The organism is Thermococcus aciditolerans (assembly GCF_008152015.1).
Lineage (GTDB): Archaea > Methanobacteriota_B > Thermococci > Thermococcales > Thermococcaceae > Thermococcus > Thermococcus celericrescens.
Genome location: NZ_CP041932.1, coordinates 73,130 through 94,769 on the forward strand (window position 1 = coordinate 73,130; position 21,640 = coordinate 94,769).

Genomic DNA, 21,640 nt, shown 5'->3' on the forward strand with positions numbered 1-21,640 from the left:
GTTTAAGCTTGGAGGGAGCGAATAAAAGCTTTCCTGACGTCCCGGGTGGATGCGGGCTTTTCGGACCTAGCAATGAGCATTGCCGCGAGAAGAAGCACTGGAACGAACGGTATCAGGAATCCAAAGCCGAATAGCAGGTAGAGGTTGTTGACCGCGGGAGCGGCTTTAAGAAGCACAAAGACCGCGGGGAAGTATCCGAAAACACTGGAGATGCCTGTTAAGGCGGAGGATGCAAGGATCAGGGCAACACCCAGGGCCGTGAAGAGGGCAAAGCTTCCGAAGAAAAGGGCGGGGTCTGAGATCCTCTGGGCTATGACAGGATTTGCCTCGGAGAACCCTCTACTCACGCCAAACCAGGTTGTAAGCATATCAAGAACCGAAAACGCCACAAAAAATCCTGCGTACACTTTGCCTCGCATCCCCTTCACCACACTGTTATCTACGTCGTTCCCTTTAAATACTTTACTCCGTAGTCAGAACCTACATGTGTACAAACATAGGTACGTACACTGGGAACAGGCAAAGGATTTAAGCCGCTCGCCCCATCGATCACCATGCTCCTCACGAGACACGCAAGGGAAAGGCTGATCAAGAGGCTGGCAAAGAACAGGAAATCCGAGAGATTCTACCCCCAGCTGTGGGCCTTCCTGGACCGCTCGAGGAGGATCGATGTAAACGAGAGGATCGTAATCTTCACGGATGGGAGAAAGAGTCTGGTCTGCTCCAGGCTCGACTGCGAGAGACTTCCACTTGAGGAAATAAAAGAGCGCGTTGGGGGCATCTCTAGAGCCTATGAGTGCGTTTTTCTCGACGGGAGAACCGCCAGAGAAACCATCCCCAGAAAGTTTCTCGAGTCCGTCCCGGACGGCGAGTACTGCTTCTATATCAACAGGGAGAAGAGGAGCCTTTACATAGGCCGCGCCCCGCCGCTGCTTGCGATAACCCTGCGGCCGGCGAAGAAAAGCGAGAGGGAATGCGCGGACTAGGCGCTCTCCGTTCTGGTTAGCCGTGACTTGTGTAGGGCTTGTAAGCCTTGTTACGGCTAACCTTCCACCCTCTCGTCTTCATTGGGTGGCTTTCGGGGGGAACGGTGACTCCCCACATCTTCAGGAGTTTCGACAGTCCTCATTCAGGCTTAACAACCCCACATATCGAGGACTGCCACACCACCCAAAAATAAGGCCCAAAACTATTTAAAAATTACGCAAAACAAAAGAACTCAAACGTTTCGTCGAGTACCACCTACGAAACACCCACGGGCACGACGAATATCTCCCCGAAGGGCTCCTCCTGAATGAGGTCCACCTTCCCCATGTTGGAGAGAAACAGGAGGTAGAGGAAGGTTCTGGCTATTATCTTCGGCGTCGGGTCGAAGACAAGGTCCCAGAAGTTTATGGGTTCCTTGGTCTCCCTGTACATGTCCACGACTATCTCGTGGAGCCGATAGACGTGCTTCTCGATGTCAACGCGGAAGTCATCGACGACGAAGACCTCCTCCTCTATCTCGACCTTCTTTTTCTTCCGCGGCTTTCTCTTCTCCGCCTCCTCAAGGGCATCCATGAGGGCATCCAGGAGGTCGTCGAAGGTGTAGTAGCGCTCCACCCTGCGGAGGGGCGGGGCCAGCGGCTCGACATCAACGTGGAGCTTCTCCTCGTGCTCCTCCTCTTCCTCCTCGTCGCCGTAGAGCAGGGCCTCGCTCTTCATCCTGACGAGTATGGATGCGGCGAGGATGGCCCTGGCGGAGACGCGGAGGTCGAGCTCCTTCATCTCCCTGAGTCTCTCGATGTACTTCTCGGTAAGGTCGACGATGTCGATGTTCCAGGGGTCAACCTTCCCCATGGTGACGAGCTGGAGGAGAATGTCAACGGGCGTTATCTCCTCCTCACGGCGCGATTCCATGGTTATCACCCGCTCAGATGGCCGAACATCTCCGCGTGCTCGGCCTCACTCCTCTTCCTTGCCTCCTCCAGTATCTTCATGGCCTTCTCGAGGCTGAGGGCAACGACGCGCGAGACGCCCTTTCTCATGCTGACGCCTATTATCTTGTCCGCGTTGGCCATCATGACGTCCCTGAGGGTAACGACTATGAACTGGCTGTTTTGGGAGGCCTCCTTGATGAGGTCGGCAACGCGCTTGACGTTGGCATCGTCCAGGTGGGCATCGATTTCATCGAAGAGATAGAACGGCGCCGGTTTGTAGCGCTGGATGGCGAACACGAATGCCAGAGCAGTTAAAGCCTTCTCTCCACCGCTCATGGCCTCTATGCGTTTAACGTCCTTTCCGGCAGGCTTGGCCTCGATTTCAAGACCACCCGCGAAGGGATCGTCCTCGTTCTCAAGGATAAGCCTGGCGCTTCCTCCCGGGGAGAGCTTGGCGAAGAGCTCGGAGAAGTTCTTGGCTATCTCCCCAAGGGTCTGGAGGAAGACCTGTTTCTTCTGTCCCTCTATCTCCTCGATGAACTCTTCTATACTCTCCTTCTCGGCAATGACCTGCTCGCGCTTGCTCTTCAGCTCGAGGTAGCGCCTTTCCACGACCTCGAAGTCCTCAATGGCCTTCATGTTGACCGGTTCGAGGGCGCGTATCTCCTCCTCCATTTTCTCTATCTGCTCGCTCAGGGCGTCGAGCTCCAGAGGAACCTCCTTGATGCTCTTGATGAGCCTGGAGTCGTAGTGCCTCAGCTCATCCCTCTTCTCCCCGAGGGTTGCCTCGTACTGGGCCAGCTTTATCTTGAGCGTGTTGGCCTCTATGCGGAGCTCCTGAAGCTTGGAGCTCAGCTCGTCCTTCTCGGCGCGGAGGTCGATGATCTCGTTCCTGAGCCTCTCGCGTCTCTCACGGAGCTCCTTGAGCTCATCCTTGACGTTCTCCTCCGCCTTTTTGAGCTCCTCCAGCTCGGCCTCAAAGTCGGTTATGGCCCTCTCGTTCTCCTCGATGTTGGCCTTGAGAGCGTTTATCCTGTTGATCAGGCCCTCTATCTCCTCCTCCAGATCCGCCCTCCTCGGGAGCAGCTCCTCGTTTATTCTGACGTCGAGGCCCTCCAGTTTGCTCTCGACCTTGCCGAGCTCCTCGCGGAGCTTGCTTATCTCGGCCTCGACCTCCCTGATCTTCTGGTTCAGTTCCCTGGCCTCCGGGTTCTCCAGGGCCTTCTTCAGCTTCGTCCTCTTCTTCTCCAGCCGCTCAATCCTGCCGCGGAGCTTTGCCATCTCGCCCCGAGTATCATGGATCTTCTTTTCCAGGGCCTCTATGTGGGCCTCGTTCTCTCTGATTTCCTCCCCGAGGGCCCTGTCCTCCGCAAGGAGGCGATCCATCTCACGCTGGGTCACCTGGAGATCCTTGCTCAGCTCACTCCTCTTCATGCGGAGTTCAAAGAGCTCGTTCTGAAGACCCTTGACCTCAACCCTGAGGGCGTTAACGGCCGATTCCAGAGCCTCTTTCTCGCGCTCCAGCTTCTCAACACGCTTCCGTATCTCATCCACGTTGACCCCGAGCTTGCCCCTGGGTCTGTAGTGACCACCGGTTATCGCCCCGCTCCGCTCGAGGAGTTCCCCTCCGAGGGTCACCATGCGGACCTTCCCTATGCCGACGGCCCTGGCCTCATCCATGTCGTTCACTATCAGCGTGTCCCCGAGGGCATGGGCCACCGCGTTTCTGAAGCGCGGGTCGTACTGAACGACGTCCAGGGCCGGAACCCCGAGGGCGGGCTCCCCCTTCATGGAGCGCGGCTTTATCTTGTTGAGCGGGAGAAAAGTCAGTCTACCGAGCTTCTTCTCCTTAAGCAGCTTTATGGCCCTCTCGGCAACGCGGTCGTCCTCAACAACGACGTGGTCGTAGCTTCCACCGAGGGCGACCTCGACGGCCAGGGCGTAGCTCTCATCGCGAACGGTGATCAGCTCACCGAGGGAGCCGTAGAGGCCCGGGATGTTCTGGGCCTTGAGGAATTCTATAGCACGGTTCCCGCGGACCTCGCGCTGCGCCTCGGCTTTGATAAGCTCCTCCCTGGCTTTCGAGAGTTCACCCTCGATCTTCTTGAGCTTTCTGCTCTTCTCCTCCAGCTCCTTCTCGGCCTTCTTTAGCCTCGTCTCGGCCTTTGACATCTTCCCGTCAATCTCGCCGAGCTCGGAGCGCTTCGCCTCCAGAGACCTTCTGGCCTCTTCAATCTGGGCCTTGAGGGAAATCCTTCTGGCGTTGTTCTGGGCTATCCTGCCCTTTGCGCGCTCTATTTCCTCCTCGAACTTCTTGATATCGCTCTCCTTCATGTAGAGCTCCTTTTTGGCCTCCTCCAGCTCCTCGACCACGCGGTCAAAGTCCTGCTTCGCGATGGCAAAATCCCTGTCTATCTCGCCCAGTTTAACAACCAGCTCGTTCTTGATGACTTCCTTCTCCTTTATTTCCGCCATGAGCTTCTCGCGTCTCTTGCTCCAGCGGCTTATGGTATTTCTGCTCTTCTCTATTTCCTCGGAAACCTTCTTGAGCTCCTCCTTTGCCTTGGCAAGGCGGTGCTGGCCGTCCTCGATTTCCTTCCTGGCCAGCTCGATGTTCTTTCCGGCCATCTCTATCTTGGACTTGACCTCGCTTATCTTTCTGGTTACCTCAAGGATGCCGTCCTCGCTCTTTTCCTCGAGCTCCCTCTCAACCGCGTTAAGCTCCTTCTCCCTTGCCACGATCTCCCTGGCGATATCCGTGAGGCGGGCCTCCATGGCGGCTATCTCCGCCTCTATCTCCTTGTCGCGCAGGTTGCTCTCCTCTATCAGGGACTCGAGCTTTCTTATCTCGCCGAGGAGGAGCGTGACCTTCGCCCTCTCGACGCGGTCCTTGAGGTCAAGGTAGCGGAGCGCGTCGTTTCTCTCCTTCTCAAGCTTGTCAAGCTGGGTTTTGACCTCGCGGATGAGCAGATCGACCCTCGCGAGGTTCTCCTCAGCCTGCTTGAGCTCCTTCAGGGCCTTCTCCTTCTTGGCATCGTACTCCGCTATGCCGGAAATTTCGTCTATGAGCATCCTCCTCTCGGTGGGACTCATCTTGATGAACTTGGTAATGTCTCCCTGCAGAACAAGGTTGTAGCCTTCCGGTGAAATCATCGCCGCGCTGAGGACGTCGAGGATGTCGCTTCTGCTGCTCCTCCTGCCGTTGAGCCAGTAGGTGCTCCTGCCGTCGGGATAGACGCGCCGCTTTATAACGACCTCGTCCTCGTCGATGGGAAATCCCCTGTCCTCGTTGTTGAAATACATGGCAACCTCAGCGTACTTTGCCGGCGCTTCCGTCTTGGTGCCTGCGAATATGAGGTCGCTTATCCTCGTGGCACGCATCGCCTTGGCGGACAGGCCACCGAGAACGAAGAGCACGGCGTCGCCGATGTTGCTCTTTCCAGAACCGTTGGCACCGACGATCGCTGTGAATCCTTTGGAAAGCGGAACGACGACTTTCCTGTTACCGTAAGATTTGAAGCCTTTCATTTCAATCTTCTCAATGTACGGCATGCCCTACACCTAAACGGGAGAATGGCAAAGAAGGTTATATAACTTTACTCCTTTTGAAAGCCCCGTCCCTTGGGGCGAGGAGTACTCGGCTGCGTGCTCACTCGACTATCCTGCGGAGGATGTTCAGAACCCTGCTGTCGAGGCCGTCGCTGACGGTGACGTAAAACTCGGAGTTCGTGAGAAGGGTCATGTCCCGAAGCTTGCTGACGAACCTGAGCGTCGGCTCGACCCCGTTCTCTATCATGAGGTACTCTATGGCGTCTAGAATGACGTCCACGTCCTCATCCTGGAGTTGCTCCCACACCATCTGCTCGATGGCATGAAGCTTCGAAGGGGATACTGCGTTAGGGTGGGAGACTTTGGTGATCCACATCAGATAGACGTTGGGACGGCTGACCTCAAAGGGGGGCCTCCGGGTTATGAGAATCTTTCCTTTGTTGGGGTTTTTCTTCAGAATCTCGTCGAGACGCCGATAATCCAGTATCCTTGAGTCTTTCTTAAGGGGTCGCCCCCTAAACCGCATAAGTCATCACTTCGTACGGATTCACTCGATTTTATCCACATCATATTACGGGGCACAGTAAGTTTGTTAATCCGCTTATAAACGTTACTGCGTGAGATTGAACAGACAAATACACGACTCATTGGGTTAAAGGGAAAAGGGGGTAGGGACCTCAAAACCGGGTGGGTTCCTTTATTACTCTTTTCTCTCACACAGTTCGAGAAGCACACCGGTTACGGCCTTCGGGTGAACGAAGGCTATCCTTGCACCTCCAGCCCCAATCCTGGGCTGTTCATCGATCAGCCTGTAACCCTCCCCCTTGAGCTTCTCAAGCTGTCCCTCGATGTCATCAACACCCAGGGCTATGTGGTGTATTCCCTCACCGCGCTTGGCGATGAACTTGGCTATAGGCGAGTCCTCAGCGGTCGGCTCGAGGAGCTCAATCCTGCTCTCGCCGACGTGGATTATCGCGGTCCTCACCTTCTGGTCGGGCACCTCCTCGATCTCCTCCACCTTGAGACCGAGGCCCTCCCAGACTTTGATGGCCTCTTCCAGGTTCTTAACGGCTATACCAACGTGGTCTATCTTCTTTATCATACCTTCACCCCCAGGGCTTTTTCGAGTATCCTATCCGCGGCAGAGTACGGGTCGATCTCGCGCCTCACAACCATCCCTATCAAAGACGAAATCTCTTCCTCGCCGAGCTTCTCCCCCACTATCCTTGATATCCTCCCCGAGACTATCGTCTTGACTTCCTCCTCGGCCCTGAACTGCCTCTTCCGCTCTATCTCCCCGCTCCTCTCAAGGAACTCCCTGTGTTCGCTGATCGCATTCCAGAGGTCGCGTATTCCCCGCATGGTCGTCGCGACCGTCTCCACGATCCGCGGCCGCCAGCCCCGTCTCTCCCAGCGCTCCTTCTCAAGGTCAAGCATCATGTTGAGCTCGAAGTACGTGGCATCGGCCCCCTCCTTGTCGGCCTTGTTGATGACGAATACGTCGGCTATTTCCATGAGTCCGGCCTTTATTGCCTGTATGTCGTCGCCCAGACCCGGGACCGTGACGAGGACGACCGTATCGGCGGTCTTAACGATGTCGATCTCAATCTGGCCGACGCCGACGGTCTCCACAAAGATCACATCACAGCCGTAGGCATCGAGGACCTTGATGGCATCGGCCGTGGCCTTGGCAAGGCCCCCGAGGGAGCCGCGCGTCGCCATACTCCTGATGAAGACGCCCGGGTCAGTCGAATGCCTCTGCATCCTTATCCTGTCTCCGAGAAGGGCGCCGCCGGTGAAGGGTGAGGTGGGGTCTATAGCTATAACGCCGACGACCTTGCCTTCCTCCCTCGCAACGCGGATGAGTTTATCCAGAAGGGTGGACTTTCCGGCTCCGGGCGGGCCGGTGATGCCAACGATGTAGGCGTTGCCCGTGTGGGGATAGATTTTCGAGATTATCTCCCTCGCCTTTTCCTCATCGTTTTCAACGAGGGTTATGAGGCGCGCAGTGGCGCGCTTGTCGCCGGTGAGCATCCTCTCTATGAGACCGTCTAACATCGCCACCACTAGGACAAATTATCCAGGTAAGAAATTATAAAGTTTGCTCAGTTCTCCCTGAATTTCTTCAGCTTCGGCGCGTTCTCGTCTATGAAGCCGATTATATCCTCAATCGGACTGCCGGGGCCAAAAACCCTAGCTACACCCATATTTTCGAGCTGTTCCGCGTCGTCGGGCGGGATTATTCCACCGGCTATAACGAGAACGTCCTCGTTGATCTTCAGGCCGCGCTCTTCGAGGAGCCTGAGTATCTTCGGTATGAGAACCATGTGGGCCCCGGAGAGGATGCTTATTCCAAGGACATCAACGTCCTCCTGAACAACGCTCTCGGCTATCTGCTCGGGGGTCTGCCTGATTCCAGTGTAGATGACCTCAAAACCGGCATCGCGCAGGGCCCTGGCGACGACCTTGGCCCCCCTGTCGTGACCGTCAAGTCCCGGCTTCGCAACGAGAACCCTAACCTTGGAGCGCTCGACCATTTTCACCACCGCCCCACTTTTGTTTCCCGCGGTATTTAAAGATTGTCAAAACTCAAGGTTAAGCTTTACGTTGGATATTTTGTCCAGAAGGCTTTATAACGTCCCCACGAGAGGATAGAGCATGCTCAAGTTTCTCCACGATGCCCACACCCACACCGCCTACTCAGACGGCACGGGATCAATAGCCGACAGCGTGGCCGCGGCGGAGGCGAGGGGGCTGGCGCTGCTCGGGATAACCGACCATAGCCACTACTTCGAACCCGGAACCCTCGGCCGCTACATCAGGGAGGTCAGGTACTGGGGCGAGGACGCGGAGCTGACGATTCTGGCCGGGGTGGAGGGCAACATAACTGCAGGGGGCGTCGATGTCCCGGACTTCATGGCGGAGAAGCTTGACTACGTGATAGCGAGCGTCCACGAGTGGCTCGATAGGCCGGAGGAATACGTGGAACTGGTGAAGCTCGCCCTCGAAGACGACAACGTTGACATCATCGGCCACTTCGGAGCCAGCTTCCCCTACATCGGCTTCCCGTCCGCCGACGAGCTGGAGGAAATACTCGATCTGGCGGAGGCGAGGGGCAAGGCCTTTGAGATAAGCTCCCGCTACCGGGTACCGGACATCGACTTCATCCGTGAATGCATAAGGCGCGGGATAAAGCTCACCTTCGCGAGCGATGCCCACTCACCGAGGGAGGTGGGCGGCGTTTCTTGGAGCGAGAGGATATTCAAGAAGGTGGGCGGGGCGAGGGAAGACCTGCTGTTCGGAGAGTTCCTGTGAGACGTCGCCTTTTGGACTGGATTTCCTGCCTGTGACACCGGCAACCTGAAAAAGCGAGACGAAGCCGTTGGTTCTCTGGGAGTCTTATTGTCTGGGGGGACGTTCCGTCCCCCACACCCCCTCAAACTTCCATTGAGTTTCAGATCAGCTTTTCTCATGAAGTCTCGCTTAGAGTCTTATTGTAACAAGGCCTGAAGCGCTCCTTCTCCCCGTGCGCTGCTCCTTTCAATTCTCCCAGAGTCTTATTGCAACCCAGCCCGCGTGATTGAGTTTAAGTATGACACGCTTGCTTTCAATTCTCCCAGAGTCTTATTGCAACTCAGAGTCCAGCCCGCTGAACTCTATTTCCTCGCGGACTTTCAATTCTCCCAGAGTCTTATTGCAACACCGTCGTGCGCTTCCCCATTAGAACCACCGTAGTACTTTCAATTCTCCCAGAGTCTTATTGCAACTTTTTTGACTATATGCTTTGGTGATTGCTATGCTCGACTTTCAATTCTCCCAGAGTCTTATTGCAACGGTACATTGTGCTTTTCAGCTTGTCCAGGTTCGAAATCTTTCAATTCTCCCAGAGTCTTATTGCAACCAAAGCTGAAGCGGTTGAACTCGGCTTAGAAAAGGCTCTTTCAATTCTCCCAGAGTCTTATTGCAACACAGCAGTTGGAGAAGTTCGCGGCGTGGATTTATATGACTTTCAATTCTCCCAGAGTCTTATTGCAACTTGAGGGCGGGGACATAGAGATCCGCCCTCAAAAACACGGAGGTGGTCGGAATGACTTTCAATTCTCCCAGAGTCTTATTGCAACAGATCCGCCCTCAAAAACACGGAGGTGGTCGGAATGACTTTCAATTCTCCCAGAGTCTTATTGCAACAGATCCGCCCTCAAAAACACGGAGGTGGTCGGAATGACTTTCAATTCTCCCAGAGTCTTATTGCAACACGGACGGCCTCGTGCTCTTCTATGCCCCCGATAGCGCTTTCAATTCTCCCAGAGTCTTATTGCAACCAAAGCTGTGGGCCATTGGGCTCGGGCCAGTCCTCATCTTTCAATTCTCCCAGAGTCTTATTGCAACGCCTGCTTTCTCCTCTTCATCAGCTCCTCATGTAGTGCTTTCAATTCTCCCAGAGTCTTATTGCAACGATATGGCATTTCCTGCCGTCGGAGTAAGAATTATATACTTTCAATTCTCCCAGAGTCTTATTGCAACCCTTATCGATTAGACTCTTCATGACCTCTAGGACCTCTTTCAATTCTCCCAGAGTCTTATTGCAACATGAAGCGCCGCAAGCAGGCTTTAGGGGAGGGCGGCGACTTTCAATTCTCCCAGAGTCTTATTGCAACCATAGGTATCGCCCAGGTTACCAACCCGGCCGCTTGACTTTCAATTCTCCCAGAGTCTTATTGCAACTCTAGATCCTTCGCTTGCGTACTGTGTATCTTTATTACCTTTCAATTCTCCCAGAGTCTTATTGCAACGTTTGAGTTCGACTGGACATTGCTACAGGAGAAGGGCTTTCAATTCTCCCAGAGTCTTATTGCAACGTTTGAGTTCGACTGGACATTGCTACAGGAGAAGGGCTTTCAATTCTCCCAGAGTCTTATTGCAACTAAGTCCAATGTAAACTGCTGAACCAATGAGCAACGTCTTTCAATTCTCCCAGAGTCTTATTGCAACAGGCGAGAATTTTCCCAGTTTCGCCCAGTAAAGCTTTGAGGGGCTTCCAATATTTAAGTCTTTCTGGAAATCCCCGCCAGGGGAACCGCGGCAGGCGTTCAATTCTGGCAGTCCGAGGAGTCCCCGGAGCCATTGGATGGGCGGAACGGCCGCAATCCTTGGGCGAACAAAGATGTGCACGGGATTTCCCCTGGCTTCAAAGGGCTTGGAATTTAAAATGGGCAAACAAACCATCCACAAATCAGAAAAGACCGGATTATGGTGGAGCTATGCATGTTCCCGCCCCCGTGCTGCCTGTGTTCCAATTTCCGAAAAAATTTCGTTATAATGCCGTTGGATAATGGTAACCTGTGGGTACAGTTCTTGGCCCCAAACAATCGCCTTCCATGGGATGGAGAAAAGAACTTTCAGAAATTCCAGCAGTTATGGCGGAGAAAACTTAGAACAGCGAAACCTCAACGTGATAGGACCTCAAATCCCAGCTCCCTCAGCTTCCAGATTATCTCAAGCGGGAAGCCGACGACGTTGTAGTAGTCCCCGCGGATCCACTCGACGAAGAGGCCCGCCTTCCCCTGTATGCCGTAGGCCCCTGCCTTGTCCATCGGCTCTCCGGTGTCGATGTACGCCCCGATGATATCGTCGTCCAGCTCGCGGAACTTGACCTCCGTAACGGCAACCCCCGAAATCTCCCGGCCCTCGTGGATTATGCAGTAGCCCGTCGTGACCCTGTGGACCCTCCCGCTGAGGAGCCTGAGCATCTCAAAGGCCTCCTTCCTGCTCCCGGGTTTGCCGAGGATGTGGCCGTCTATGCTGACGACGGTGTCGGCGCCTATGACGGTTCCGCCCACGCGGCCGTGCACTTCCCTGGCTTTCCTCCTCGCCAGCTCGAGCGCGTACTCGGCGGGGTTTTCTATGCTGCACTCCTCGCTCGCATTGCTCGGAATAACCTCGAACTCCCGTATGAACCTGGCGAGTATCTCCCGCCGCCTCGGTGAAGCAGATGCCAGAACCAGCATGGTATTCCCTTCCGGAAAGGGTTAAAAAATCTTGCGAGACGGGTTCACTCCATCCCCTCAACCTTTCTCTCCAGCGCCTTTATCTCGCCCCCGGGTGGAGATATCAGCCATCGACGGCATCCTCCCGGCCTTTTATGGATTCCAGCTCCGTCCTCAGGGATTCGAGCTTCTCGTTGAACTCCCTCCTCATCTCCCCCATTTTCCAGACGACGGTGCCAAAGGCGATGACGAGGAGACCAAGCCCCAGGGCACGGCCCTCTGTTATCAGAATACCCGCCAGCCCAAGGGCGCTCAAAACGGCACCGAGCGTTTCAAGGGGGTCGTACCTCTCCCCCACTGCTTACCACCATGGAAAAGAAGAAAGCAAACTATAAAAAGTTTACTCAGGCGGTCGCCCAGATGGGTATCCCCGCCTCAAGGAGCCTCTTGAGTTCCTTGCCTATGGGCGTGCTCTTGCTGACCTTCACAAGCCCTTTCTTGCTCGGCGTTGCTGTAAAGACGTACTGCTCCCCGCCGTAGAACTTGAGCGGCCTCTTCGCGTAGTCCGGCGAGACGCGGAGGACTATGGTTTTCTTTTTCTCTTCGATCTCCACGGGGAGCTTCTCCTTGGGCTTGGCTTCCTCGCGCTCGGTGAAGCTCTTGACGTCGATGCTTATCCCTATCCTCTTCTCCAGCTCGGTGATTCTCTTGCCCTTCTTTCCGATTATTGCGGGGATGTCGAACTCGTCCGCATAGATCACCGCCTTGTGGGGACTGACTATCTCGACCTCCGCATAGACATCGGGCAGGAACTTCTTTATCTCCTGCTTGAGCCTCTTCTCCGCGAGTTTTAGTGCGGGGGCCTTCTCCTCCTTTTTCACCGGGACGACGCTTATCTCCTCGCCGTAGGTGTATATCTCGTACTCGAGCTCGCCGGTCTCAAAGTCGCGGACCTCGATGACGGGCCTGGCGAGGTCCTCCTCCCTCATGCCGCTCGGCACCTTGACGAGGTACTCCAGCGTGAGAACCTTCGCGACCCTTCCTGCCTTGATGAACAGGACCGTGTCAACTATCTGGGGAATCATTCCCAGCTCGACCCTTCCGATGAACCTCTGGACAGCGTCTATCGGCTTCGTTGCGTGGACGACACCGACCATCCCGACGCCGGCGAGCCTGAGGTCGGCGTAGATCTTAAAGTCGCTCGTCTTCCTCATCTCGTCGAATATCGTGTAGTCCGGCCTGACGAGGAGCAGTATATCGCCGGTCAGCTCCATCCTGCCGCTCAGGGCCGTATACTGGGTGATTTCCTCGCCCACCTGGAGATCGCGGGGCTTTTCCATGGTCTTCACTATCTTACCCATGCCCGCGTACCATTCCGCCAGGGCCTGGGCAAAGGTCGTCTTGCCCTCACCCGGCGCTCCCGCTATGAGTATGCCCTCCGCCTTGTCCGCCAGCCTCTCCAGGAGCTTTTCACTGAGCTCGTACTCCTCGATGCTCAGCTTCCTGACGGGTCTGACTGCCGTTATCTCTATCCTGTCCGCAAAGGGCGGCTTGGCGATGACTATCCTGTAGTTGCGGAGCTGGACGACGGTGGCGCCCGGTTCGTCGAGCTCTATGAAGCTCTCGGGGTCGCGCCTAGCCCTCTCCACTATGTCGTCCGCTATCTCCTCAAGCTCCCCATCGCTCAGAACCTCATCGCGGACGGGCACGAGCCTCCATTCGCCGGGCCGACCCTTCTTTGCGAACGGCCTCATGCCGCCCTTGAGGTGAACGCTCATTGTGGTCTCATCGAAGAAGTCCTCGAGGCGGTGCTGTACCTCCTTCTTCGCGGTCAGATAGACCACGTCTATGCCCTTGGCGATGGCCACGTCCCTCTGAACCCTGTCGCCCGTGATGAGCGTCGCTCCGAGGGCCTGTGCGGCCTCACGAACCATGCTGTCTATCTCGCCGGACTTCGCCCTCCGTATCTGCCAGAGCTCGGGCCTCTCGCCGTAGAACTCGAGGAGGATTCTGTCACTGTCCGCCATCTCGCGGAGTTTTTTGAGCTCTTCGAGGCCCACGTGGCCTATGGCCTTTCCCTCGTTTGCCTGGTGCTCTATCTCGGCGATGACGGCTTCGGGAATGACAACCTTGACCTTCTCGCCAAACGACGAAAGGAACTGCGTGAGCCTGCCATCGACGATAACGCTCGTATCTGCAACGAATACTTTCATCTCTCCCACCCCTTTTCTCTCTCAACGTCCTCTGCGGCTAAAGGTTCATAAAGGTTTAGCCGAAAATAGGATGGGTGGGACGATGGGAAGGCTTATCTCAATAGCCTCCGGCAAGGGGGGCACCGGAAAAACCACCACGACCGCGAATCTCTCCATAGCACTTGGTAAAATGGGATACAAGGTCTGTGCCGTTGATGCGGATTTAACCATGGCCAATCTAAGCCTGGTTATGGGAATAGATGACGCTTACACGACGATCCATGACGTCCTCTCCGGCAGGACGGATATAAACAACGCCATATACGCCACGACCTACGAGAACGTCCACGTTATTCCCGCCTCTATAGACTGGGAGCACGTCATCCGGGCGGACCCAAGGAAGCTTCCCGAAACCATAAAACCCCTCAAAAAGAGTTTTGACTTCGTGATAATCGACTCCCCCGCGGGGCTCCAGATGGACGCCATGAACGCCATGATGAGCGGGGAGGAGGTTCTGCTCGTCACGAACCCCGAGATATCCTGCATCACGGACACGATGAAGGTGGGGATGGTTCTCAAAAAAGCCGGCCTCGTGGTTCTGGGCTTCGTGCTCAACCGCTACGGCAGGAGCGATAACGACATCCCGCCCGACGTAGCGGAGGAGGTCATGGAGATTCCCCTGCTGGCGGTTATCCCGGAGGACCCACCGGTAAGAGAGGCGACGCTTGAGGGCATTCCCGTCGTCGAGTACAGGCCGAACTCTGCCGGTGCCCGGGCATTTATGGAGCTGGCGGAGAGGATAACCAGGATAGCCGGTCTCAAGGCAAAAGTGATGGTGTGATTTATCCGTTCCATTTCAAACTCGCTGAATTCCATGCGGAGGTGAGATTGTGAGGCCGAAGGTCTTCATCACCCGTGCAATTCCCGAAAACGGCATCGAACTCCTGAGGGAGCACTTTGAGGTCGAGGTCTGGGAGGACGAGCACGAGATTCCGAGGGAAGTCCTGCTCAAGAAGGTTCGCGACGTGGACGCCCTCGTTACCATGCTGAGCGAGAGGATGGACGCTGAAGTCTTTGACAGCGCCCCCAGGTTGAGGATAGTGGCGAACTACGCGGTCGGCTACGACAACATAGACGTTGAGGAGGCAACGAGGCGCGGGATATACGTCACCAATACCCCCGACGTCCTCACCAACGCCACCGCTGACTTCGCCTGGACGCTTCTGCTCGCCGCCGCAAGGAGGCTCATAGAGGCGGACGGGTTCATCCGCTCAGGCGAATGGAAAAAGCGCGGTATAGCCTGGCACCCGAGGATGCTGCTGGGCCACGACGTTTACGGAAAGACCATCGGCATAGTCGGCTTCGGGAGAATCGGCCAGGCGATAGCAAGGCGCGCCGGGGGCTTCGGGATGAGGATACTCTACAGCTCAAGAGCGAGGAAGCCGGAGGTAGAAAAGGAACTCAACGCGGAGTTCAGGCCCCTCGACGAGCTCCTGCGCGAGAGCGACTTCGTGGTTCTGGCCGTCCCGCTGACGAAGGAGACCCACCGCATGATAGGCGAACGGGAGCTTAAGCTCATGAAGCCCACCGCGATACTCGTCAACATAGCGAGGGGCAAGGTCGTCGACACGGAGGCGCTCGTAAAGGCGCTCAAGGAGGGCTGGATAGCCGGTGCAGGCTTGGACGTCTACGAGGAGGAGCCGTACTACCACGAGGAGCTCTTCAGCCTCGACAACGTGGTTCTGGCCCCTCACATAGGTAGCGCCACCCATGGTGCCAGAGAAGGCATGGCCGAGCTCGTGGCCAGGAACCTCATAGCCTTCAAAAACGGTGAGGTTCCGCCCACGCTGGTCAACCGGGAGGTCATGAAAGTTAAGGAACCGGGGTTTGAGTGAGCCGACCGGCGATGAGGACGACACCCTCGTCTGATCCGTGATGAGCTGGACCCGTGGCTGAGCCTAAATGAGGGCCTTGAACCTCCTCGCGTCCCTGCACATGTCCGAGTTGTTGAAGAAGACGAAGCCCTCCCCGCGGTTCCAGCCGAGAACCCTTTCCCTTATCTTCTGCAGCTCCCCGTCGCCGTAGGAGTGTCTGTAGATTATCCTCCCGTTCTCGTAGCGGCCGTGCAGGCGGTAGTAGTTCGTCTCCCCGTTATGGAGAGGAATCCTCACGAGCGGGTCGGTAACGTCTATAACGTCGAACTCCCTGACGAAGCGCTTAATTCCCTTCTCGCTCCAGCCGCGGAGCTCAACAGCTATTTCGAAGCCCCCTCTGTCTATCCTCGCAAAGAACTTCTCCGCGTTGGCGAAGCTCTCCTCGCTCTCCCTGAAGCTCCTCGGCAACTGGATTAAAATAAAACGTGCCCCTAAAATCTCGGCCTCCCTCAGCGTCAAACGCCAGAAGTGGAGCACCTCGCTCGTTGGCCTGAGCAGGCCGACTTCCCTGCCCGGCTTTACGTTGCTCCTGCGCCACGTCGGGCTGTTCGGCGGGTGCGTCACGCCCTGGAAGGCCTTGATGGCAAAGGTGAAGCCCCCTGGAGCTTCCTTCCGCCAGCGTTCGAGGGTTTGTTCCCTTAAAATTCGATAGAAGGTTTGCTGCACCTCTATCGCGTCGAAGTCGCGGTAGTACTTCGCGTGGCCCTCGCAGAAGCCGCATGTTCCGACCCGTATCATCTCCCTCACTCCAGCGGCTCCCTCCCGTAGCGCAGGAAGCTCAGGAACCGTTCATCCTCTCCCACCAGCGCGCTCAGCACCGCGCTCACGTATGCGTCGAACTCCTGCTTTTTGATGACCACTGAGTGGTGGGCGTACTCCAGTGGGATGACGTATTCATCCTCTGCGACGGAGAGGATATTTGCAAGGGTTCCCTCGAAGTCCTGCCTTTCTGGTACCTCAAGAAGGTATATCAGCCCCCTTTCGGCGAAGCGGACGTATGCCGGTCTTATCCGGGCTCCGAGTATCTTACCGTCCTTCATGATGAGGATTTCCTTGAGGCTCTGGAGCTTTCCGTGGTGCATCAAATCGACGACCAGCTTTGGAAAGGCCTCCTTGGGCTTTTCGAGGTACCTGAACTCCAGGTAGCCGCTCTCGTCCGAAAGCGAAGCCACAACGGGGGTATCGACTATCATCGGCGCTCCCTTGAGCTTCTCCTTCTCCCTCTCCCTGACCGTCTTAACGACGTCGGACTTGTAGAAGGTCTTAGCTACCGCCGCTATCCTGCCCCCGAGGAGCCTGTCCAGTGCGTGGAGGTACTCTAGGTACTCGAAGAGGACTATAAGATCCTCCTTGTCGTTGACCCACCAGAAGCTCTCCCTTATACTCCTCGCACCCCTTTTCATAAGCATTGAGAATATCTCCTCCCCGTTCCAACCCCTTGAGGGAAGGGAAAAACCGTTGAGCACGCCGGTTTTCTCCAGCTCCTCCCTCCACTCAACCCACTGTTCGTCGAGGAAGTCAAGGAACTCCAGGGCCGCTTCGAGGAGCTGCTTTCCGTGCCGGCTGTAGAGTTCCCTCGTCGTCGAAGATGCGTAAGTGGGAGGTGTGATTATGGCGCTGCTTATCGTGCCGTCCATGAGCACCAGATCGGCGCCGAGTTCGAGCATCATCGCGCCCATTCTCTTCTCCAGAATGTCCATATGAATCCTGACCCTCTCCTCGACGTTCTTGTAGGGAAAGACCATGCCGATATCGTTCCAGTAGTAGAGCCTCTCACCTATCGCAGAGGCCGAAACGGCGTAGATTATCGCCCCGCTGAGGCGCTTCATCATTCTGCTGCCATCGATCGCGTAAACGTTCCCACCCCTTGGAGCGGGCAGGGGCTTCCAGGAGAAGTGTTTCGCCACTGCGCTTCTCAGCCTCTCGACGTCCCTGAGGCTCCTGAGGAGAAAGTTCCTGATCTCCTTGATATGAACATCGCTAATACGCTCCAATGCTCTCCACCTCCACGCGGCTCTTGCCGCCGACGTTCAGGACCCTTATCACGTAGTCCGCCGCGTCCTTCAGCTCCTCGTCGTGGGAAACGATTATGACCTGCGGTATCTTCCTCAGCTGGCTCGATATTATCTCCACGAGCTTCTTCCTGCGCTCCTCATCCAGGAAGGGCGTGGGCTCGTCCAGGATCAGAAGCTCAAGGTTCCCCACCTTGTAGAGCGAGAGCGCCAGGCGGAAGGCCAGTCCGAGCGCTATTCTCTCCCCACCGCTCAGGAATTCCAGACCGACCTCGTTGCCGGCGTAGAGCACCTTCAGCTCTATCCGCTCCTTTCCGAACTTCTTCTCGCGTTTGAGCTTTATCCCCTGGTACTTGCCCTCCGTCATCTCCGAGAAGGTCTCGCCGGCGAGCTTCTGTACCTCCTCGAGCCCCCTGAGTTCCTCCTCGGCCTTGAGCCTCGCCACCTTCTCCTTGAACGCGGTCATGTCTGCCATAGCCTTCTCGACGGTCTCCAGCTCCTTTTCGGCCCCTTCTATCTCCTTCCTCTTTGCCTTCAGCTCGTCGAGGAGCTTCATTACCTCGTCCCTCAGCTCTTCAGCGCCCTTGAGCTCCGCCCTGGCTTTCTCAAGTTCCCTCGCGGTCGCCATGTACCTCTTCTCGGCCTCGGCGTAGGCTTCCTCCGAGAACTCCCGCGAGAGTTTTTCCATCTCCGCCCCCAGCTCCCTGAACTCCCCCTCCAGTTTTCTGAGGGCCTCGATGCTCTCATCGAGCCTCCTCTCCAGGAGGGAGAGCTTCTTCTTCGTCCTCTCAAGCTGGACCGGGACGTCCTTGAGCGAGAGGTACTCGCGGTAGGCTGGCTCGAGCTCCTTCATCCTTTCCTCGACAGCCTCGAACGAGCCGAAGCCCTCGTTCTCCAGCCTTTCCATTATCCTCCTCGTTTCCCTGCCTATCTCCTGGAGCTTTTTCTCTATCCTCCCCAGCTCGTCTTTTGCTTTCTCAAGCTCCTCAAGCTCCTCTCTGAGGTACCTCAGCTCCTTCTTTATCTCGATGAGCCTTGCCTTGGCCTTTTCAAACTCCTCCGCGGCCTTCTCGAGTTCCTCCAGGTCGTACTTCGCCAGCTTCTCCTCGACCTCCCTCAGGAGGTCCGCCGTCTTCTTCAGCATTATGAGCTTTGACTCCCTCTTGATAACTCCCTTGAGCTCGATTTCCCGTTCATTGAGCTTTTTGAGCTTCTTTGATAGCCTATTCAGCTTCTTCTCGATGGAGGTTATCTCGGCGTCGTACTCTGCCCGTATCTCCTCCTCGTCGTGCTCCTCGATGGGCCTCTTGCACAGCGGGCAGACCCTGGCGCCTTCCAGCTTCGAGAGGTTCTCGGTTAGGCTTTCCTTCAGTCCTTTGAGAGTCGCGATCTCCTCCCTTATCCCGGTCACTTCCTTGCGGAGGTTCTCAAGCTCCTCTTTGGCGTTCTCGACAGCTTTTAGCTCCTTTTCCAGGCTCTCGGGGGTGACCCCTGCCCGCTCGAGTTCTTTCAGATACCTCTCCGCCTCGGCCTTCCTCTGGAGGGCGCGCTGGTAGAGGCCGTTCTTCCTCTTCAGCTCCTCGTAGGTCTCGCGGAGGGACTTTTCCTCCCCTTCGAGCTCCGCTATCTTTGCAGAGACCTCATCGATCCTGGCAGCTCTCTCTTCGAGGGCCTTTCTCTTCTCCGCCAGTCTTGCTTCGGCGGTTTCAAGCTTTGATAGCTCGTCCTTGAGGGAGAGGAGCGACTTCAGCTTCAGGTACTCCTTTTCGAGGGGCTCGAGCTCTCTGAGGCGTGCGAGTTTCTCCTCAAGTTCTCCTATCTCTCTCTTCACTTCCTCGATCTGGGCCCTGTAATCCTCTATTCTACCTTTTTCTGCCTTTATCCTCTGCTCCAGGACTGCCCTCCTCTTCTCCAGCCCCTCAAGCTCACTCTTCAGGGCCTTGAGGCGCGAGTAATCCTCCTCCGCTTTCCTGAAGGCACCTTCGAGTTCTCCAACTCTCTTCCGGAGCTCGCTTATCCTCCTCAGCGTCTCGGAGAAGCGCCCCTGAGCCTCGCGGAGGTTCTCCTCCACCTCGGCCTTTCTCTCGATGAGCTTCCTGAGGTAGTCCCTCCTCCGCTTGAGTTCCCTTATCACGTCCGCCGCGTTCCTCTCGGCGTTCTCGTAGTCCTCTATGCCCAGAACCTTGCGCAGAACCTTTTCCATTACCTCGCGGTTCGTGATTATACCCTCTATCTCACCCTGCCTTATGTAGAGCGCGTTGGTGAATACCTGGATCGGGTAGACGTTCCTCTCGACCCAGCGCGCCACGTCGGAGCTCTTCTCCGCTATCGTTTCCCTGTCCTCAAGGAGCTCGCTCTTCTTGGAGTCCCTGACGATTCTGTAGCTCTTTCCGTTGTGCTCGAACTCCAGTGTTAATCCCAGTCCCCCTGTCGAGCCGACGCGGGTGTTTGCCTGAAGGTAGCCCCTCGGGAAGCTCGGGTGCCCCATGTAGAGGGCCGCGAAAATCGCCTCGAGGATCGAGCTTTTGCCGGCGCCGTTCTGGCCTATCAGCAGGTTTATGCCGTCGCTGAACTCCACTTCGCTCATCTCGTGTGCCCTGAAGTTCCTGATCTTTATCCTCCTTATCCTCATTGCCCACCCCTCCTGAGCCACGCGTCGAGGCTCGATGGGTTTTTGGGTTTAGAAACGGGTTTGGGTTTCTTGGGGGGCTCTTTTTCCCGATCTTTTTCCGGTTTGGGCTTCTCTGGCTTGGCGGTGCTCTCAGACACCTTTTCCCCGGGCCCTTCCTTCCTTTCAGTCTCCAGAACTTTCCGAGCTTTTTCAGGGATTCCCTTCTCGTACCTCCCAATCAGCCAGGAGACGAACTCGGTGAGCCCCTCGGAGAACTCCTTCGGGGAGACCCTCAGGTTCAGTAGGAGCTCCCTCTCCCATTCTGTGAACAGCTCCTCTTCGCTCAGCCTCTCCTTGGAAAGCACCGTCTCCCCGACAACCCTGCTCCTGAAGGTGTAGTACCTTATCCCCGAATCTTTAAGGAGGTCGTTGAACTCGGCCAGGCTCACCCCGCCCTTAATCGTCCCTTCGAGCGTTATAACCGCTATCGCGTCCTTCGGGACGAGCGAGGCGGCCTCCTCAACCCTCTTCCTGAGCTGGGACTTGCTATCCCCCTCCACCCTGATCGAGTAGAACGGCCTCGCATCGACTTCTACGAACTCCGGCTGAAAGTCCTCGACGATGTAGAACCCCTTCGGCCCCTCTCTGCTCTCCATTACCTTCGGCTTTTTGTCCCTCAGAGAATAGCGGATTATATGGCTCGCCTCCCTTACCTCCGTCCTCTCCAGCGAGCCCGGATAGACCAGAGGCCCGCTCAGGCCCGTCTGGCCAGTCTCGGCTATCCTCCTCACGTGGATGTGGCCGAGGGCGTAGTAGGAAAAGCCGTCGGGAAGCTCGTTGAGCTTCAGGTCAAAGGCGTCCTGGTAGGGCGTGTCCTTTGCGAGGTAATCGACCGCCTGGTGGAGCATCAGGATGCCCTTCTTTCCCTTGAAGAGTGCCTTGAGAACGTTTACAGCGCCGTCCTGCCTTATGAGCTGCCAGCGGGTGTTGTGCCTGAGGCCGTGGATTTCAACGTCCCCGACCTGTCCCCAGACGAGGTAGCGGTTTTCACTTATTTTCCTGCTCCTCTGGAACTCACCCTCCCTTGGCTCCCTCTTCAGCCCGACGGTGTATATCAGCCCGAGATGCTCAAGGAGGTCGAAGACTGAGGTTTCCCTTATGGTCTTGTCGTGGTTGCCCTCTATCGCGAAGACCGGGATTCCCTTCCGCCTCGGGAGCTCAAGGACCTCAACCGCGTCGCGTATCGTCCTTGGGGACGGCCGGCTCACGTGGAAGAGGTCGCCGGCGATGAGTATGAAGTCCACCCTGGCTTTCACGGCCTTCTCGATGGACTCCCTGAAGACCTTGAGGTAGTCGTCGTAGCGGAAGGGCTGGTTGAACTGCTCCCTGCCGAGGTGGACGTCAGCGATGTGCGCGAACTTCATGGCTCATCACCG

At 56.3% G+C, this 21,640-nt stretch carries 18 protein-coding genes and 1 CRISPR repeat array; of the genes, 4 read left to right on the forward strand and 14 right to left on the reverse strand.

The window, feature by feature from the left end; genetic code table 11:
• Positions 1-2 precede the first annotated feature (2 nt).
• The gene (locus tag FPV09_RS00425; protein WP_210411140.1) at positions 3-431 is read right to left on the reverse strand and encodes a DUF5658 family protein; all 429 of its coding nucleotides are present in this window, start codon (positions 429-431) and stop codon (positions 3-5) included.
• A gap of 123 nt (positions 432-554) precedes the next feature.
• On the opposite strand from FPV09_RS00425, the gene FPV09_RS00430 reads away from it, so the two are divergent.
• Positions 555-986, forward strand: a complete 432-nt coding sequence (locus FPV09_RS00430; protein ID WP_148881956.1) for a hypothetical protein — start codon at positions 555-557, stop codon at positions 984-986.
• 256 nt (positions 987-1,242) lie between these two features.
• On the opposite strand, the gene FPV09_RS00435 is transcribed toward FPV09_RS00430, so the two are convergent.
• The 6 genes from FPV09_RS00435 to FPV09_RS00460 all read right to left on the reverse strand — a co-directional run bounded on the left by FPV09_RS00435 (position 1,243) and on the right by FPV09_RS00460 (position 8,005).
• Entirely contained in the window at positions 1,243-1,899 is a 657-nt protein-coding gene (locus FPV09_RS00435) for a segregation and condensation protein A (protein WP_148881957.1), read from the reverse strand.
• A 5-nt stretch (positions 1,900-1,904) separates the two neighbouring features.
• Positions 1,905-5,471 (reverse strand): chromosome segregation protein SMC, encoded by a 3,567-nt coding sequence (gene smc / locus FPV09_RS00440; protein WP_148881958.1) that lies wholly within the window; start codon positions 5,469-5,471, stop codon positions 1,905-1,907.
• 97 nt (positions 5,472-5,568) lie between these two features.
• Positions 5,569-5,994 (reverse strand): DUF835 domain-containing protein, encoded by a 426-nt coding sequence (locus tag FPV09_RS00445; RefSeq protein ID WP_058938915.1) that lies wholly within the window; start codon positions 5,992-5,994, stop codon positions 5,569-5,571.
• 174 nt (positions 5,995-6,168) lie between these two features.
• Positions 6,169-6,570, reverse strand: coding sequence for a methylmalonyl-CoA epimerase (gene mce / locus FPV09_RS00450; protein ID WP_058938916.1), 402 nt, complete (start codon positions 6,568-6,570; stop codon positions 6,169-6,171).
• Positions 6,567-7,526, reverse strand: coding sequence for a methylmalonyl Co-A mutase-associated GTPase MeaB (meaB, locus tag FPV09_RS00455; protein ID WP_148883564.1), 960 nt, complete (start codon positions 7,524-7,526; stop codon positions 6,567-6,569). Before meaB ends, mce begins: the two co-directional genes overlap by 4 nt.
• Positions 7,527-7,573: 47 nt before the next feature.
• The gene (locus tag FPV09_RS00460) at positions 7,574-8,005 is read right to left on the reverse strand and encodes a cobalamin B12-binding domain-containing protein (RefSeq protein ID WP_148883565.1); all 432 of its coding nucleotides are present in this window, start codon (positions 8,003-8,005) and stop codon (positions 7,574-7,576) included.
• 121 nt (positions 8,006-8,126) lie between these two features.
• Between FPV09_RS00460 and FPV09_RS00465 the strand changes: the two genes are divergently transcribed.
• Positions 8,127-8,783, forward strand: a complete 657-nt coding sequence (locus FPV09_RS00465) for a PHP domain-containing protein (protein WP_148881959.1) — start codon at positions 8,127-8,129, stop codon at positions 8,781-8,783.
• 222 nt (positions 8,784-9,005) lie between these two features.
• Positions 9,006-10,460: a CRISPR direct-repeat array (repeat unit 30 nt; unit sequence CTTTCAATTCTCCCAGAGTCTTATTGCAAC).
• 455 nt (positions 10,461-10,915) lie between these two features.
• On the opposite strand, the gene FPV09_RS00470 is transcribed toward FPV09_RS00465, so the two are convergent.
• The 3 genes from FPV09_RS00470 to FPV09_RS00480 form a co-directional block, all read right to left on the reverse strand.
• Positions 10,916-11,476: a Maf-like protein gene (locus tag FPV09_RS00470; RefSeq protein ID WP_148881960.1), complete on the reverse strand. Its 561-nt coding sequence runs from the start codon at positions 11,474-11,476 to the stop codon at positions 10,916-10,918.
• Positions 11,477-11,579: 103 nt separating this feature from the next.
• Entirely contained in the window at positions 11,580-11,813 is a 234-nt protein-coding gene (locus FPV09_RS00475) for a hypothetical protein (protein WP_148881961.1), read from the reverse strand.
• A 46-nt stretch (positions 11,814-11,859) separates the two neighbouring features.
• Entirely contained in the window at positions 11,860-13,668 is a 1,809-nt protein-coding gene (locus FPV09_RS00480; protein WP_148881962.1) for a PINc/VapC family ATPase, read from the reverse strand.
• A gap of 82 nt (positions 13,669-13,750) precedes the next feature.
• Here FPV09_RS00480 and minD point away from each other — a divergent pair, with 82 nt between their 5' ends.
• Both minD and gyaR read left to right on the forward strand, forming a co-directional pair.
• Entirely contained in the window at positions 13,751-14,488 is a 738-nt protein-coding gene (gene minD / locus FPV09_RS00485) for a cell division ATPase MinD (RefSeq protein WP_058938923.1), read from the forward strand.
• 49 nt (positions 14,489-14,537) lie between these two features.
• Positions 14,538-15,542 carry a glyoxylate reductase gene (gene gyaR / locus FPV09_RS00490; protein WP_148881963.1) on the forward strand — a complete coding sequence of 335 codons (1,005 nt, stop codon included), beginning with the start codon at positions 14,538-14,540 and terminating at the stop codon, positions 15,540-15,542.
• A gap of 63 nt (positions 15,543-15,605) precedes the next feature.
• Here the strand turns inward: gyaR and FPV09_RS00495 are convergent, their stop codons facing one another.
• Genes FPV09_RS00495 through FPV09_RS00510 form a run of 4 tightly spaced genes read right to left on the reverse strand, consistent with a single transcriptional unit; the run spans position 15,606 to position 21,628 of the window.
• The gene (locus tag FPV09_RS00495; RefSeq protein WP_148881964.1) at positions 15,606-16,319 is read right to left on the reverse strand and encodes a DUF72 domain-containing protein; all 714 of its coding nucleotides are present in this window, start codon (positions 16,317-16,319) and stop codon (positions 15,606-15,608) included.
• A gap of 5 nt (positions 16,320-16,324) precedes the next feature.
• The gene (locus FPV09_RS00500) at positions 16,325-17,575 is read right to left on the reverse strand and encodes a DNA double-strand break repair nuclease NurA (RefSeq protein ID WP_148881965.1); all 1,251 of its coding nucleotides are present in this window, start codon (positions 17,573-17,575) and stop codon (positions 16,325-16,327) included.
• Positions 17,562-20,225: a DNA double-strand break repair ATPase Rad50 gene (gene rad50, locus FPV09_RS00505; protein ID WP_148881966.1), complete on the reverse strand. Its 2,664-nt coding sequence runs from the start codon at positions 20,223-20,225 to the stop codon at positions 17,562-17,564. Before rad50 ends, FPV09_RS00500 begins: the two co-directional genes overlap by 14 nt.
• The gene (locus FPV09_RS00510) at positions 20,222-21,628 is read right to left on the reverse strand and encodes a metallophosphoesterase family protein (protein WP_148881967.1); all 1,407 of its coding nucleotides are present in this window, start codon (positions 21,626-21,628) and stop codon (positions 20,222-20,224) included. Before FPV09_RS00510 ends, rad50 begins: the two co-directional genes overlap by 4 nt.
• Between the last annotated feature and the right edge of the window lie 12 nt (positions 21,629-21,640).

Bases quoted from the DNA above. Each gene is read 5' to 3' on its own strand.
- FPV09_RS00430 (WP_148881956.1), top strand. From the start codon at position 555: ATGCTCCTCACGAGACACGCAAGGGAAAGGCTGATCAAGAGGCTGGCA.
- FPV09_RS00435 (WP_148881957.1), bottom strand. From the start codon at position 1,899: ATGGAATCGCGCCGTGAGGAGGAGATAACGCCCGTTGACATTCTCCTC.
- smc (WP_148881958.1), bottom strand. From the start codon at position 5,471: ATGCCGTACATTGAGAAGATTGAAATGAAAGGCTTCAAATCTTACGGT.
- FPV09_RS00445 (WP_058938915.1), bottom strand. From the start codon at position 5,994: ATGCGGTTTAGGGGGCGACCCCTTAAGAAAGACTCAAGGATACTGGAT.
- mce (WP_058938916.1), bottom strand. From the start codon at position 6,570: ATGATAAAGAAGATAGACCACGTTGGTATAGCCGTTAAGAACCTGGAA.
- meaB (WP_148883564.1), bottom strand. From the start codon at position 7,526: ATGTTAGACGGTCTCATAGAGAGGATGCTCACCGGCGACAAGCGCGCC.
- FPV09_RS00460 (WP_148883565.1), bottom strand. From the start codon at position 8,005: ATGGTCGAGCGCTCCAAGGTTAGGGTTCTCGTTGCGAAGCCGGGACTT.
- FPV09_RS00465 (WP_148881959.1), top strand. From the start codon at position 8,127: ATGCTCAAGTTTCTCCACGATGCCCACACCCACACCGCCTACTCAGAC.
- FPV09_RS00470 (WP_148881960.1), bottom strand. From the start codon at position 11,476: ATGCTGGTTCTGGCATCTGCTTCACCGAGGCGGCGGGAGATACTCGCC.
- FPV09_RS00480 (WP_148881962.1), bottom strand. From the start codon at position 13,668: ATGAAAGTATTCGTTGCAGATACGAGCGTTATCGTCGATGGCAGGCTC.
- minD (WP_058938923.1), top strand. From the start codon at position 13,751: ATGGGAAGGCTTATCTCAATAGCCTCCGGCAAGGGGGGCACCGGAAAA.
- FPV09_RS00495 (WP_148881964.1), bottom strand. From the start codon at position 16,319: ATGATACGGGTCGGAACATGCGGCTTCTGCGAGGGCCACGCGAAGTAC.
- rad50 (WP_148881966.1), bottom strand. From the start codon at position 20,225: ATGAGGATAAGGAGGATAAAGATCAGGAACTTCAGGGCACACGAGATG.
- FPV09_RS00510 (WP_148881967.1), bottom strand. From the start codon at position 21,628: ATGAAGTTCGCGCACATCGCTGACGTCCACCTCGGCAGGGAGCAGTTC.